The 13769-nt window shown below is 58.8% G+C and carries 14 protein-coding genes; 5 read left to right on the forward strand and 9 right to left on the reverse strand.

What is annotated here, in order from left to right:
* Window positions 1-96 precede the first annotated feature (96 nt).
* The 4 genes from C5F52_RS22895 to C5F52_RS22910 all read left to right on the forward strand — a co-directional run bounded on the left by C5F52_RS22895 (window position 97) and on the right by C5F52_RS22910 (window position 3670).
* Window positions 97-897, forward strand: coding sequence for a 2-keto-4-pentenoate hydratase (locus tag C5F52_RS22895; protein WP_104800669.1), 801 nt, complete (start codon window positions 97-99; stop codon window positions 895-897).
* Window positions 898-924: 27 nt separating this feature from the next.
* On the forward strand, window positions 925-1995 hold the full coding sequence (locus C5F52_RS22900) for an enolase C-terminal domain-like protein (protein WP_161499755.1): 1071 nt from the start codon (window positions 925-927) through the stop codon (window positions 1993-1995).
* Window positions 1996-2023: 28 nt separating this feature from the next.
* Window positions 2024-2881, forward strand: coding sequence for a symmetrical bis(5'-nucleosyl)-tetraphosphatase (locus C5F52_RS22905; RefSeq protein ID WP_104800671.1), 858 nt, complete (start codon window positions 2024-2026; stop codon window positions 2879-2881).
* 135 nt (window positions 2882-3016) lie between these two features.
* Window positions 3017-3670, forward strand: a complete 654-nt coding sequence (locus C5F52_RS22910) for a GIY-YIG nuclease family protein (RefSeq protein ID WP_104800672.1) — start codon at window positions 3017-3019, stop codon at window positions 3668-3670.
* A gap of 286 nt (window positions 3671-3956) precedes the next feature.
* Here the strand turns inward: C5F52_RS22910 and C5F52_RS22915 are convergent, their stop codons facing one another.
* Window positions 3957-5144, reverse strand: coding sequence for a Fic family protein (locus tag C5F52_RS22915; protein ID WP_104800673.1), 1188 nt, complete (start codon window positions 5142-5144; stop codon window positions 3957-3959).
* Window positions 5145-5205: 61 nt separating this feature from the next.
* Between C5F52_RS22915 and C5F52_RS29770 the strand changes: the two genes are divergently transcribed.
* Window positions 5206-5319, forward strand: a complete 114-nt coding sequence (locus C5F52_RS29770; RefSeq protein ID WP_201747079.1) for a type II toxin-antitoxin system VapC family toxin — start codon at window positions 5206-5208, stop codon at window positions 5317-5319.
* Window positions 5320-5345: 26 nt separating this feature from the next.
* Here C5F52_RS29770 and C5F52_RS22920 read toward each other — a convergent pair whose 3' ends face one another.
* The 8 genes from C5F52_RS22920 to C5F52_RS22955 all read right to left on the reverse strand — a co-directional run bounded on the left by C5F52_RS22920 (window position 5346) and on the right by C5F52_RS22955 (window position 13767).
* Window positions 5346-6794: a DEAD/DEAH box helicase gene (locus C5F52_RS22920; protein ID WP_104800749.1), complete on the reverse strand. Its 1449-nt coding sequence runs from the start codon at window positions 6792-6794 to the stop codon at window positions 5346-5348.
* Between the two features lie 82 nt (window positions 6795-6876).
* Complete coding sequence (gene dcd, locus C5F52_RS22925; RefSeq protein ID WP_100132599.1) at window positions 6877-7452, reverse strand: dCTP deaminase; 576 nt, start codon at window positions 7450-7452, stop codon at window positions 6877-6879.
* A gap of 40 nt (window positions 7453-7492) precedes the next feature.
* Window positions 7493-8545: an adenosine deaminase gene (locus C5F52_RS22930; protein ID WP_104800674.1), complete on the reverse strand. Its 1053-nt coding sequence runs from the start codon at window positions 8543-8545 to the stop codon at window positions 7493-7495.
* A 45-nt stretch (window positions 8546-8590) separates the two neighbouring features.
* A complete protein-coding gene (gene ggt, locus C5F52_RS22935; RefSeq protein ID WP_104800675.1) occupies window positions 8591-10183 on the reverse strand; it encodes a gamma-glutamyltransferase in 1593 nt (530 codons plus the stop codon).
* Window positions 10180-10899: a GntR family transcriptional regulator gene (locus C5F52_RS22940; protein ID WP_236657982.1), complete on the reverse strand. Its 720-nt coding sequence runs from the start codon at window positions 10897-10899 to the stop codon at window positions 10180-10182. Before C5F52_RS22940 ends, ggt begins: the two co-directional genes overlap by 4 nt.
* The gene (locus C5F52_RS22945; protein ID WP_104800676.1) at window positions 10863-11840 is read right to left on the reverse strand and encodes an ABC transporter ATP-binding protein; all 978 of its coding nucleotides are present in this window, start codon (window positions 11838-11840) and stop codon (window positions 10863-10865) included. Before C5F52_RS22945 ends, C5F52_RS22940 begins: the two co-directional genes overlap by 37 nt.
* Entirely contained in the window at window positions 11837-12904 is a 1068-nt protein-coding gene (locus C5F52_RS22950) for an ABC transporter ATP-binding protein (RefSeq protein WP_104800677.1), read from the reverse strand. The genes C5F52_RS22945 and C5F52_RS22950 overlap by 4 nt, the downstream gene beginning before the upstream one ends.
* Window positions 12901-13767, reverse strand: coding sequence for an ABC transporter permease (locus C5F52_RS22955; protein ID WP_104800678.1), 867 nt, complete (start codon window positions 13765-13767; stop codon window positions 12901-12903). The genes C5F52_RS22950 and C5F52_RS22955 overlap by 4 nt, the downstream gene beginning before the upstream one ends.
* Window positions 13768-13769: the final 2 nt, after the last annotated feature.

Raw genomic sequence — 13769 nt, forward strand, 5'->3', positions numbered from 1 at the left:
CATCGACGCCACCGATTTGCCAAAACGCTGCGCCCGCAAGACGCAAAAGTGCGCATTACACTCGCGCCGAACGATGAAGTTTTAGACAGGATCGCTATGGTGGATATCACGTCAACACAAACAGCCTCTGAACTGCTGGTGCGCCATTGGAAAGAAGGCACAACTTTGGCAGCCTTGCCGCCCTCGCTGCGCCCCACGAACCGCGAAGAGGGCTATGCGGTACAGGCACACCTAGAAACCACGAGCCAGCAGCCGCTGTTTGGCTGGAAAATCGCGGCGACCAGCACAGCTGGCCAGCAGCACATCGGTGTGGACGGGCCCATCGCAGGCCGACTGCTTGCAGAGATGGTGTATCGCGATGGCAGCGCTGTTCCCTTAGGTGCCAACCGCATGCGCGTAGCCGAGGCGGAGTTTGCATTTCGCATGGGTCGCGACCTGCCCCCTCGTCAAACCCCCTATGAAGTGAGCGACGTGCTCGCCGCTGTGGCCGAGCTTCACCTTGCGATCGAGATCCCCGACTCCCGTTATACAGATTTCGTCACCGTGGGCGCCCCGCAATTGATCGCGGACAACGCCTGCGCACACCAATTCGTGCTCGGCCCCAAAGCGCCAGAGATTTGGCGATCACTCAACTTGGCGTCGCACCGTGTGGTCGGCAAGGTCGGCGAACGACTCAGCCGCGACGGCATCGGGTCTAACGTGTTGGGCGATCCACGTGTCGCACTCACATGGCTGGCCAACGAGCTGTCAAACATTGGCGTCACATTGGCGGCAGACCAAGTCGTCACGACCGGCACATGCTTGGTGCCTTTAGAGATTCAACCCAATGACACGGTGTCTATCGATTTCGGTGTGTTGGGTCAGGTCAGTTGTTGTTGTTGTTTGACAGAAGTTTGAGTCCGCCCCCACCGGAGATCCATGCCCATGAAAATCACCCACATTCGCACGACACCTGTGCTCGCCCCCTTGCCTCGCCCCGTGCGCACAGCCTCGGGCACGATTGGCCAATTTCCCCTCGTCTTGATTGATGTGAGCACCGATAGCGGTGTCGTGGGCCGCGCCTACGCACAGGTGTATTTGCCTGAGCTGCTGCCTGCGTTGGCGCAAGCCGTGTCCGACCTTGCTGGCATGGTGATCGGTATGTCGCTCGCGCCCCGTGACATCCATGCGCACCTGCTCCGCCGTTGCCGATTGTTTGGCATGAAGGGGCTGCTGGGCGTGGCGCTCGGTGGGCTGGACATAGCGCTGTGGGACGCATGGGCACGTGCACGCAACGAGCCCCTGGCGCGCGCACTGGGGGCAGATCTGCGGCCACTCAAGGCCTATCACAGCGTTGGGCTGTACGACGCAAAGACGGTGGTCGAGATCGCGGAAGAAACGCTGGCTGCAGGGTTTTCAGGGCTGAAGATCAAGGCCGGATTCCCCACCTTCGCCGAAGATCTCGCGGCCATCCGCGCGGCCAAGAAAGCACTGGGCAACGCAGCCTCGCTGATGATTGATTACAACCAATCGCTCAGTTTTCCAGAGGCCATGGCACGCTGCAAGGCGCTGGATGACGAAGGTCTGGCATGGATTGAGGAGCCCGTGCTCGCCGATGATTTAGAGGGCTGCGCCCGCATCGCAGACGCCATCATCACGCCCCTCCAAATTGGCGAAAACTTTCACGGCCCGTCAGAGATGCGCGCAGCCATTGCCGCACGCGCCTCTGACTTGGTGATGCCCGACGCACAGTTCATCCACGGCGTCACAGGCTGGCTGGAGGCCTCGGCGCTGGCTCATACATCGGGGCTGCCCATGTCTTCTCACACATTCTTAGAAGCCAGTGCGCAACTGCTATGCGCCACGCCCACCGCAGATTGGATCGAAGTCTTGGACGCCGCAGGTGGGCTGCGGCATGCCCCGCTGCAGATCAAAGACGGCATGTTGATACCTTGGGACACCCCTGGCATTGGCATGGAATGGCGCGAGGACATGGTCGCGCGTTACCGCGTGTAACGCAGCGCTGACAACCACCACATCACGCATGGCACTTTACTTAGTTGGCGACATTCAAGGCTGCGACGAAGCGGTGGGGCGCTTGTTGGCACACGTCGCGTTTTCACCCAGCCGTGACACCCTGTACGTGTTGGGCGACTTGGTCAACCGCGGCCCCAACAACGCGGGGGTCTTGCGCCGTTTGATGGGCTTGGGCAGCAGCGCTCAATGTTTGCTGGGCAATCACGATTTGCATTTGCTCGCTGTGTCACGCGGCGTGCGTAAACCCAACAAGCAAGACACCATTCAAGACATCTTGACCGCGCCCGACAGCCACGAGTTGTTGCACTGGCTGCGCCACCAAAACATGGCCATGCAAGTGGGAAACGTGCTGATGGTGCATGCGGGCGTGCTGCCGCAATGGACAGCGGCGCACACCATGGCGCTGGCGGGGGAAGTTGAAGCCGTGCTGCGTAGCGACGACTGGGTGCAGTTCATGCCGCAGATGTATGGCGGCCTGCCCAATGTGTGGCGTGATGATTTGGCCGGTGCTGACCGCTTGCGCGTGATCGTCAACGCCCTCACCCGCTTGCGCTTTTGTGATGCACACGGCGCGATGGACTTCAGCGTGAAAGAAAGCGCAGACAAAGCCCCCGCGCACTTGATGCCTTGGTTTGATGTGCCGGGCCGACTAACGGCCAATATGCGCATGGCCTTTGGCCACTGGTCTACCGTGCACATTGAAGACCGCGCAGATGTGGTGTGCCTAGACGATGGGTGTGTGTGGGGTGGGTGCCTGAGTGCGGCCAAACTACAAGCCAAAGACACCCTGTTGACCGTGAACGAGGCGCCAGCGTGGGAGCGCGTTAGCGTGACGTGCCCACAAACCATGGACCCGTTGGCCTAGTCAAGCGGTCTGGCGGCCTTTGCCACACGCGCTTAGGCCCTTTTGGATCGACTTCTTTGAAATCTTTGGCGTCACCAACAAACGCCTTGCCACTTTTAAGCTGCAACAATACCTTGGACAACACAGAGAGAAAAAATGGACGAAACGAGTGCTCAGCAGGATCTTCAAACAGTCTATGTTCTTACAAATCCGGCAATGCCCGGTATCGTCAAGATTGGAATGACGCGGGCTTCGGATGCAGGCGAGCGCATCGCAACCCTTGGCAGCAGCAGCGCGGTTCCTCTCCCCTTCGATTGCATCTATGCCTGCAATGTCCCGGATGCGAGAAAGGTCGAACAGGCGCTTCACCTTGCATTCGCCCCTGACCGTATCAATCCTTCGCGTGAGTTTTTCAGAACCAAACCCAGTCAAGTCGTTGCCATTCTGGAGTTGTTGCACCAAGGCAAGGTAGTGACGGCGCAGGTTGAAGCACAGGCGGAAGCCAAGACAGACCCTGAAGCACTTGAATCCGCAGTCAAGGACAAGCGCAAGATGCGTCCAAAGATTGACTATTTGCAGATTGGTTTAAAGGTCGGGGACGTCATTACATTCAGAGATGGCGTCACAACCGCAACGATTGCCGGTCCACACACGGTAATTTACCAAGGCAATGAATCCGCCTTGCAGCCAGTCTCTCTTAAGCTCATGCCTGAAATTGTTGGCCGAGGTGTGGCTTCGAAGTTTTATTGGTCGATAAATGGCCAATCCTTGGCGGACCTTTACGAAGCTTTCCACGGCGACGAGGAGTAAAAAGTGCTTCACGCTTGTGGACCGACTTCAGCTCGCCCTAGGCAACCCACAGCACACGGCACTTCAAGCGGGTCTCGGGCTTGAAACTTGAAACTTGAAGACTGGGTGACTTGAGCACCTAGCAACTGCGCGCCAAGCTGCCAAAGTGGCCATCTATCGACCAGCATGTCACTGGCCTGAGCTGGTGCGAAAACTTTATGCAGCCGTCAAAGGCTCCATGCGCACCACGGCACGCGCTCCCACGGCGCTGGCAAAACGCTGGACTGTTCGCTTTGTGTCTTGCGCCTCAAGTCCGGCTGGATTTTCCCAATTTGGCATCGTCCTCGGCCCAACCCTCTATCGCAGGGTAATACCGTGTCGAACGGCCGTCACCGTATCGGGTGAGCAGCCCCAGCCGTTCCAAATCGATGAGGTCTCGGGCGGCGGTGGGCGTGGAGGTTTGCGCAATGCGTTCGTGCTTGCGCGTCGTCATGCCGCCCTCAAAACCCTTGGGGCCAGCGTCCAGCAGCTTCTTCATGGTTTTTTGCTGACGCACATTGAGCGATAGCGATGACATTTGGGCCTGAAACCGAATGCGTTGAATGGCGGAATCGATGGTGCGGTTGGCGAATTTGTTGGCCAGATCAATTTGCGCCAGCATCCATTCGACCCATGGCGTCACGTCCATGCTTTTGGAGCGTTGTGCCCGCTCTAACTCGCGGTAATACTGGTCTTTGCACGACTCGATTTGCCGCGACAGTGTCACGATTCGCCCAAGCTGTCCCATGTCTTGGCCCAGTGCCAGTTGCAAGATGGCCCGGCCTAAACGCCCATTGCCATCGTCAAAAGGGTGCAGCGTCTCGAACCACAGATGCGAAACAGCGGCACGCACCAAGCCGTCCATGGGCTGCGGCCCGACTTTGGGCTGAGTTTGGTTGAACCACTTTAAAAAAGCGTCCACCTGTTCGGCCAGGCTCTCAGCGGGTGGCGCAGCGTAATGCACCTTGCTGTGGCCCACGGCCCCACTCACGATCTCCATGGGCACAGAACGCAGCGCGCCCACATCGATGCGCTGCATGCCCGAAAAACCCGTCGGGAAAAGCGCCCCGTGCCAGCTGCACAGCCGCTCCAAGGTTAGGGGCGCGTCGGTGTTGAGGGTGGCGTCTTGCAACACGTCGATCAGTCCCTCAATGTTGCGCCTGCCTTCGCGCACGGGTGCGCCAGAGGTGTCGAGGCCCAAGCGCCGGGCCACAGAGGAGCGAACACTTTCAGGGTCCAGCTTTTCGCCCTCAATCGCGGAAGTGGTCAGTGCCTCTTGCGTCAGCGAGTCACGGATGTGGGGCTGCAGCCCTTCCAAGCCAATCGCCTCGGCTTTGCCAAGTAGAAATCCTTGGGATGTTCTGGCGGCCGCCAATGGCGCCTGAATTCGCTGCGCGTCGAACGCCAATGCTGGCCACTCTGGCAGCTGCCAAATCCAACGTTGATATGATTTCATGACTTAATCATATCAATATATGATTTGAATGGAATGAAAATCGTATCGTGCGCGGTGTCGCATGGACACTCAAATCGCAGCGCATGCATTGGCTCTAGGCCTTCCCTTGGTGACCCACAACACACGTCACTTCAAGCGGGTGCCAGGCTTGAAGCTAGAAGGCTGGATGACGTGAAAAACGCGCCCTTGGCGCGTTTTCTTTTAAGTAGTCGACTTGAACAAAGCCGCCATCACCCGCTTGGGCTTGATGTTGGCCGACTTGCGCAGTGGATCGGGTGCAGCAGGTGCAGCCTCGGCGCTGCGCACCGTCGCTTCATAGGGCTTGTCAAAGAACGGATCGTTCTTCACGCGTGGTGCAGGCGTGTAGCCCACTTCGCGGCTGCGGCGGCTGTCTTGCTCGCGGGGGCGTGCATCGCGCGAGGCATAGCCTTCGCGGGGGCGGCTTGAAAACTCTGAACGCGGTTCGCGAGAATCACCACGAGGCTCACGACGTTCACGCGAGCGGTCTTGCTCGACGGTCACGGTTTCCAAGTTGATCTTGGTCTTGAGCAATTTTTCGATGTCGCCCACCAAGCGTTGGTCGCTGCCCGACACAAAGCTGATGGCGTGGCCCAATGCACCGGCGCGACCTGTGCGGCCAATGCGGTGCACATAGTCTTCGGCGTTGAACGGGATGTCAAAGTTGAACACGGCGGGCACGTCTTTGATGTCCAAGCCGCGTGCGGCCACATCGGTACAGACCAACAAATCAACTTCGCCTTTCTTGAAACCTTCGAGGGCTTTCAAGCGTTCGTCTTGGCTCTTGTCGCCGTGCAAAGCGCTGGTGCGAAAACCATCGCGCTCGAGTGAGCGGGCCAAACGGGCGCAGCCGAGTTTGCTGTTGCAAAACACAAAGGCTTGCTTCATGCCGTTGGTTTTGATGAGGTGGCGCAAAGCGTTGTACTTGTCGTCCACGCTCACGCTGTAAAACTGCTGCGTGATGGTGGCTGCGGTCTCGTTCGGACGCGCCACTTCGATGGTGACGGGGTTTTGCAAATAACTGCCGGCCAAGCGTTTGATCTCGGGCGAGAAGGTGGCCGAGAACAACAGCGTGGTGCGCTGTTTGGGCAAGTGGCTCAAGATGCGTTGCAGGTCGGGCAAGAAGCCAATGTCCAACATGCGGTCGGCTTCGTCGAGCACCACATACTCGACTTGGTTCAACACCACGTTTTTGGCTTCGATGTGATCGAGCAAACGGCCGGGCGTGGCCACCAGCACCTCGACGCCTTTTTTCAGCTCGATGGTTTGGGGCTTCATGTCCATGCCGCCAAACACCACCATGCTGCGCAAGTTGGTGTGCACGGCGTATTGTTTGATTTGCTGGGCCACTTGGTCGGCCAGCTCACGGGTGGGCAACAGCACCAAAGCGCGCACGGGGTGGCGTGCGGGCGAGGTGGAGCTGTTTTCGTGTTTGAGCAAACGTTGCAGCAACGGCAGCGAGAACGCCGCTGTTTTACCGGTACCGGTTTGGGCTGCACCCATCACATCTTGGCCCGTCAAAACCACCGGAATGGCCTGAGCTTGGATGGGGGTCATGGATTCGTAGCCCATTTCGGCTACGGCGCGTGCCAGCGCGGGGGCCAGCTGCAAATTGGAGAAAGAGGTCGTCATGTCTGGGGCATATTGTCGCATTGTGGGCGGCTCAACCCAAAACAGGCGTTTTCACCCCGAAACAGGTGTCTCGCCAAACGTTTTAGGTCTTGGGCAGCGTGACGCCGACTTGGCCTTGGTACTTGCCGCCACGGTCTTTGTAGCTGGTCTCGCACACATCGTCTTTGTCGCTTTCGAAGAACAACACTTGGGCACAGCCCTCGCCTGCGTAAATCTTGGCGGGCAGCGGCGTGGTGTTGGAGAACTCCAAGGTCACGTAGCCTTCCCATTCGGGCTCAAACGGCGTGACGTTGACGATGATGCCGCAGCGCGCATAAGTGCTCTTGCCCAAACACACGGTCAACACGTTGCGTGGAATACGGAAGTACTCCATGGTGCGGGCCAGCGCAAAGCTGTTGGGCGGGATGATGCAGACGTCAGACTCGATGTCCACAAAACTCTTGGGATCAAAGTTCTTCGGGTCCACCACCGTGCTGTAGATGTTGGTGAACACCTTGAACTCGGGCGCGCAACGAATGTCGTAACCGTAGCTGCTGGTGCCATAGCTGACGATTTTTTCGCCAGCGGCGTTCTGACGAATCTGGCCTGGCTCGAACGGCTCGATCATGCCGTGCTCTTGCGCCATGCGGCGAATCCATTTGTCTGATTTGATGCTCATGGGTTAATTTTAGGGCCTCGTCAAAGGCCCTCGTCCTTGTTCAGTTGTCGCCTTCGGCGAAACGCTCAAAACACAGCTTGAGATCATGCAGCCACTTCTGGCGTTGAACCTCAGACGCAAAGCTGGCTTCAAAGCTATTGCGAGCCAGTGCGTAGGCCTGCTGCGCCGTCATGCCCGTGGCAGCGAAGGTTTGTACAAAGTTGTCGTTGATGTAGCCGCCAAAGTAGGCGGGATCGTCCGAGTTGATGGTGACGCACAAACCAGCGTCTAGCAACTGCCCAATGTTGTGGTCTTTCAAATCGGGGAACACACACAATTTTTGGTTCGACAGCGGGCATACCGTCAATGGCACACGGTCCTTGGCCAAGCGCGCCATCAACGCCGCGTCGTGCACGGCCTGCACGCCGTGGTCGATGCGCTCGACACGCAGCACATCCAAGGCGCTCCACATATAGGCAGGTGGGCCCTCCTCGCCTGCATGGGCAACCAAATGCAAGCCATGGGCGTGCGCCAAGGCAAACACGTTTTTGAATTTTTCAGGCGGGTGACCGACTTCGCTGGAGTCCAACCCCACACCGATGAATTTGTCTTTGAAGGGCAAAGCGTCTTGAAAAGTTTGCAATGCGGCCTCTTCGCTCAGGTGGCGCAAGAAGCACAAGATCAGCTGTGCGCTGACGCCCAACTGCGCTTGCGCATCCACACACGCACGGTGCAAACCGTTGATGACAGTGGCCATAGACACGCCACGCTCGGTGTGGGTTTGAGGATCAAAAAAGATTTCAGCATGCACCACATGGTCAGCGGCTGCGCGCTGCAGATAGGCCCACGCCATGTCGTAAAAATCTTGCTCGTGCAGCAGCACGCTCGCGCCTGCGTAATAAATGTCGAGGAAGCTTTGCAGGTTGGTGAAGGCATAGGCCGCACGCAAGGCCTCGACGCTGGCATAGGGTAGCTGCACGCCATTGCGCTCGGCCAGCGCAAAGATGAGTGCAGGCTCTAGCGAACCCTCAATGTGAATGTGCAGCTCAGCCTTGGGCATTTCGCGCAAGAGCTTGGGCAAATTGACGGTGGCGACGGCGTGAACTTTGAACATAAAAACCTCCAGACATGAAGGCATGCTACATAAAAATACTTCCGCTTACCAAGCCGACACACAACCATCGCTGCGTGGGTCTTCGCCACCTTCAATCCAGCCCGTCGGGTGTAGCACCAAAGCACCCGCGTGGCCCATGCGCTCGTCAAAGTCAGACACCACTTCGACGGGGTGACCCAAGGCTTTGAGGCCCTCCACCACATCAGCGGCGTAACGCGACTCGACTTTCAAGCTGGTGCTTTGCTCGGCCCACGTGCGCCCCAACAACCAGCGCGGCGCAGCCACCGCCGAGCGCACGTTGTGCCCGCCCCACACATAGCGTGAAAACACCGCCGCTTGTGTTTGCGGCTGGCCTTCGCCGCCCATGGTGCCGTAGACCAGCAAACGGCCATCGTCCAGCTTCGCCATCGCTGGGTTGAGGGTGTGAAAGGGTTTACGCCCTGGTTCTAAGCTGCGCAGCTTGCCCGGTTGCAAGTCAAACGAACAGCCTCGGTTTTGCCACCAAAAGCCACTCTCGGGCAGCACCACGCCGCTGCCAAACTCAAAGTAAATACTCTGAATCATGCTGACCGCACGGCCTTGGTCGTCCACCACGCCCATCCACGTGGTGTCGCCATCCGAATTGGGGGCAGGCCAAGGACTGGCTTTGTCCGTGGGAACGGCATCGGCCAAGCGTTGCACCACCTCTGGTGTGAGCAAGGTCGTCGGGTCGACCGACATGTGGGCAGGGTCGGTCACAAAACGGTCGCGCACGATGAAAGCTTGTTTGGTGGCCTCCACCAAGGCATGAATACCGGCCACGTTGTCTGGGTTCCAGCCCTCTTGGCGAATGCGGTCATAGACACCCAAGATCAACAACGAGGCCAAGCCTTGCGTCGGTGGTGCCATGTTGTAGACGGTTGCGTCGGACAACTTCAAAGACAAAGGGGGTTTGACCACGGCCTGATGGTTGGCCAAATCTTGCGCGGTGATGGGGCTGCCCACGGCGGCCAAGTCACGGGCGATTTGCTGCGCCAACTCACCCCGGTAAAAGTCGTCTGCACCGGCTTCAGCCAATCGTGTGAGTGTGGCTGCCAATGCGGGGAACGCATGGCTGTCGCCATACTTGGGCACATCGCCTTGGGCATTCAAAAAGGCGTTGGCAAAGCCGGGCTGGTGTTGCAACTCACCGAGTTTGTTGCGCGTGTTGGCTTCTTGGCTGTGCGTGACCGGAAAGCCTTCACGGGCATAAAAAATGGCACTTTCTAACAAGCGTGCGAACGGCAATTTACCGCCCCAATGCGCTTGGCTGTAGGCGTAGGCAGCACCCCAACCCGAGATGGTGCCCGCCACGGTGTTGGCAGCCAAAGGGCCACGCCAAGGAATGCTGGCCATGTCGCCATACAGCGCTGGCGTCACGCCTGCACCCGCAGCGCCACAGGCGTCAATCGACTGCATGGCTTGCCCGGGGGCATGCATGAGCCAAAACCCATCGCCACCAATGCCCGTCATGTGCGGGTACACCACAGCCAAAGTAGCGGCCACCGCAATGGTGGCTTCGATGGCATTGCCACCTTCGCGCAAGATGTCTAAGCCCGCTTGTGAGGCCAAAGAATGGGGGGCGACCACTGCGCCTCGACGACCAAGAATAGGGTTCATACCGTGCTCCAAGAAGGGGTTACGCGCGCGGCTGCGCTGCGTGCTGATAAAAGATGGCCGCGCATTTCGCGGTAACAGGTCACCACGTCGCGCGCCAGCAAGGCTTCGACAATGACCGAGTGTTCTTCGTAAGACGCCGACATGCGCGCAATGTTGCGAAACTGCGTGCGTCTGAAGGTGGATATTTTGTGATGCAAGCCCACCACCATGTCAATCAACACGGGGTTGTGACACCCGCGAATGATCACGTTGTGCAAATCGCGGTTGATCACATCGTAGGCATCGGCGTCTTCGTTTTGAATGGCGAGGCGGCTTTGGGCATGCAGTTCGGACAAGCGCTGGCGTTCGGCATCGCGCATGCGCACGGCGGCATGGCGTGCGCAGGTGGCTTCTAACTCGCCGATCACTTCAAACATTTGGTCCAACTGCTCAGAGGTCATCTCCGCCACCACAGAGCCACGGTTCGGCCGGTTGGCCACCAAGCCCGTGCTGGCCAACTGCTTCAACGCTTCGCGCACCGGCGTGCGCGACACCTGAAAACGCATGGCGAGCGTGGTTTCATCCAAACGCTCGCCGGGCAAAAAAACACCCAAGGCAATGTCATCTGCAATTTTTCGGGACACCTCGTCCGCCAAGCCACCTCGGCTGCGTGCCTCCGATTTGAGAGCCGCACCCATGCTCATGCCGCCTGCGGCACAGACACGGGGTGCCAACACGCCAGTGCCGACGAACCTTGCCGCACCGTCACAGGCACTTGCGCCACGCATTGCGCACTGGCTTGTGAACAACGCCCAGCAAAGCTACAGCCCGGCGGTAAATTCGACAAATCGGGTGGCGAACCAGGCACTGCGGGCAAGGGCTTGCCTCGGTCTGCGGCACTCACGGTCGACGCCAACAAACCTTGTGTGTAAGGGTGCTGCGGTTGGTTCACCACTTGCGCGACATTCCCCATTTCCACAATGCGACCGGCATACATCACGGCAATGCGGTCAGCCACCTCGACGGCGGCACCAATGTCGTGGGTGACAAAAATCACCGACATGCCGGTTTCTTTTTGCAGCTCACGCAAGAGCAGCAAGATTTGAATCTGCACCGTGGCATCCAAAGCCGTGGTGGGCTCATCCGCTAACAAGAGTTGCGGCTTACACACCAAGGCCAAGGCAATCATGGCGCGTTGGCGCATGCCGCCCGACAACTCGTGCGGATACGCATCAAAGCGTCGGCGGGCTTGCGGAATTTGCACGCGCTCCAGCATCTGCAGGGCTTGGTGGTGTGCGGTACGGTTGTCCACGCCATCGTGGGCACGAATGGCCTCCACCATTTGCTGACCGATGGTGTAGACCGGATCGAACGCCAAGCCGGGCTCTTGAAACACCATGGAGGCCACACCGCCACGGTAGTGGTCTAAGGCCCGCCCCTGCAAAGACAGCACATCGTGCCCCGCCACCTGAATAGACCCGCCCATGCGCGTGGTGCGCTCCGGGTGCAAACGCAGCAAGGTACGCAAGGTCACACTTTTGCCCGAACCTGATTCGCCCAACAGCCCCAGCACCTCCCCTTGCGCCAAGTCAAAGCTGACTTGGTTCAGCGCTTTGGCTTTGCGGTTGCCGGTGAACTCAACCGTCAAATCTTGAATCGAAACAAGCGGCGTTGTCATGCGATGACCTCCTCACGCACAGCATGGACATAGCCCGATGTGGCGTCGTTGATATGGCAGGCCACGATGTGCTCGGCCTGCTCGCCCACAGGCATGAGGCGCGGCGTGCTGGCAGCACACACGTCTTGCGCCAAGCTGCAACGGTCGCGAAACCGGCAGCCGCTGGGCGGGTTGATCGGGTTGGGCGGGTCGCCTGTGAGCGGTGAATGCAAGGTGCGTTTGCTCGGGTCCATGGACGGCACTGCCGACAACAAAGCCCGCGTGTAAGGGTGTGCGGCTTGGCTGTAGATGCGCTCCACAGGCCCGCGCTCCACCACTTGACCGAGGTACATCACCATCACCTCATCGCTGATGTAGTGCACCACATGCAAGTCGTGCGAGATAAACAAGTACGTCAACTGCCGCTCGGCCTTGAGTTCTTGCAACAGGTTCAGCACCTGCGCCTGCACCGATTTATCCAAGGCCGCCACGGCCTCGTCCAAGATCACCAAGCGCGGGTGAAAGGCCAAAGCCCGTGCAATGTTCACGCGTTGGCGTTGTCCACCCGACAACTCATGCGGGTAACGCGACGCAAACTGATCGGGCTCTAAGCCCACACGTGCCAACAAAGCACGCGCCTCTTGCATGGCCGTGGTTTGATCCATGCCGTGCACTTGGGGACCATAAGCGATGGTCTCGACAATGGTCAATCGTGGGTTGAGCGAGGCAAATGAGTCTTGAAACACCATTTGCAAATTGCGGCGAAATTCTTTCAATTCCAAGCCACCGTACTCAGCGACGCCTTCACCATCAAACACCAAGGTGCCACTGTCTGGCGGCATCAAGCCCGCGATCAGCCGAGCTGTGGTGGACTTGCCGCAGCCCGACTCACCCACAATGCCCAGCGTCTTGCCTTTGGCCACCGAGAAGCTGACCCCGTCGACCGCGTGCACAAATTTGCGCTCACGCTCGAACAAGCCAGCACGCACGGGAAAGTGCTTTTTCAGGTCGTTCACCACCAGCAAGGGTTGTGCTGGACCACCTCGGTCTAGCACCTCAAGCACGGAAGAAGCAGTGGTTGTCATCGGCGAATGTCCATGGCAGAGCGAACCCCATCAGCCAACAAGTTGAAGGCGATGGAGGTCATGAAAATAAAGGCACCGGGCAAAGCGGCAATCCACGGGTTGTTGTAAATCGCAGAGCGCAAGGTGTTGAGCATCAAGCCCCACTCGGGCTCGGGCGGCTTCACGCCCAAGCCTAGGAACGACAAGCCCGAAGCCAAGATCATGCTGACGCTCAGCAAGCCTGTGGCATACACAAACACGGGGCCGAGCACATTGCCCAACACATGCACGCGAATGATGGAGAACGAACTCGCACCACTCATGCGGGCGGCTTCGATGTAGTCGAGCTTGCGCACTTGGGTGGTCACGCTTTCGGCCACCCGCACCACCTGCGGCACAAACACCAAGGTCAAGGCCAGCAAGCTGTTGCTCATGCCGGGGCCCAGAGCGCCCGAAATGGCGACCGCCAACAGCACCGAGGGAAAGGCGTAAAACACATCAAGCACACGCATGATGACCATGTTCACGCGGCCGCCCACATAGCCCGCAAACAGGCCAATGCTGGTGCCGATGAAAAACGCGGCAAACACGGGCACCACGCCCATCAGCAGCGACAAGCGACCGCCGTACATCAGGCGCGTCACCATATCGCGCCCCAACTCATCGGTACCCAGCCAGTGGCCAGGGCTGCCAATGGGCAACAAGCGTTTGAGCATGCTGGCTTTGAACGGGTCAGCTGGTGCCAACCACGGTGCAAACACCGCGGCACAAATGATGAGCAAGAGCAGCACCGCACTCGCCATGGCCACAGGCTCTTGGCGCAACTGGCGCGCCACCACATGCCAATAGCTGCGGTTAGGAATAGAGGTTGTTGAAGGAGTCATGT

This window comes from Limnohabitans sp. TS-CS-82 (assembly GCF_002943475.1).

What these genes read in the sequence shown, in the direction of transcription:
- C5F52_RS22905 (WP_104800671.1), top strand. Translation starts at nt 2,024, where the DNA reads ATGGCACTTTACTTAGTTGGCGACATTCAAGGCTGCGACGAAGCGGTG.
- C5F52_RS22945 (WP_104800676.1), bottom strand. Translation starts at nt 11,840, where the DNA reads ATGACAACGCCGCTTGTTTCGATTCAAGATTTGACGGTTGAGTTCACC.
- C5F52_RS29770 (WP_201747079.1), top strand. Translation starts at nt 5,206, where the DNA reads ATGGACACTCAAATCGCAGCGCATGCATTGGCTCTAGGCCTTCCCTTG.
- C5F52_RS22955 (WP_104800678.1), bottom strand. Translation starts at nt 13,767, where the DNA reads ATGACTCCTTCAACAACCTCTATTCCTAACCGCAGCTATTGGCATGTG.
- C5F52_RS22950 (WP_104800677.1), bottom strand. Translation starts at nt 12,904, where the DNA reads ATGACAACCACTGCTTCTTCCGTGCTTGAGGTGCTAGACCGAGGTGGT.
- C5F52_RS22910 (WP_104800672.1), top strand. Translation starts at nt 3,017, where the DNA reads ATGGACGAAACGAGTGCTCAGCAGGATCTTCAAACAGTCTATGTTCTT.
- dcd (WP_100132599.1), bottom strand. Translation starts at nt 7,452, where the DNA reads ATGAGCATCAAATCAGACAAATGGATTCGCCGCATGGCGCAAGAGCAC.
- C5F52_RS22915 (WP_104800673.1), bottom strand. Translation starts at nt 5,144, where the DNA reads ATGAAATCATATCAACGTTGGATTTGGCAGCTGCCAGAGTGGCCAGCA.
- C5F52_RS22920 (WP_104800749.1), bottom strand. Translation starts at nt 6,794, where the DNA reads ATGACGACCTCTTTCTCCAATTTGCAGCTGGCCCCCGCGCTGGCACGC.
- C5F52_RS22895 (WP_104800669.1), top strand. Translation starts at nt 97, where the DNA reads ATGGTGGATATCACGTCAACACAAACAGCCTCTGAACTGCTGGTGCGC.
- C5F52_RS22930 (WP_104800674.1), bottom strand. Translation starts at nt 8,545, where the DNA reads ATGTTCAAAGTTCACGCCGTCGCCACCGTCAATTTGCCCAAGCTCTTG.
- ggt (WP_104800675.1), bottom strand. Translation starts at nt 10,183, where the DNA reads ATGAACCCTATTCTTGGTCGTCGAGGCGCAGTGGTCGCCCCCCATTCT.
- C5F52_RS22900 (WP_161499755.1), top strand. Translation starts at nt 925, where the DNA reads ATGAAAATCACCCACATTCGCACGACACCTGTGCTCGCCCCCTTGCCT.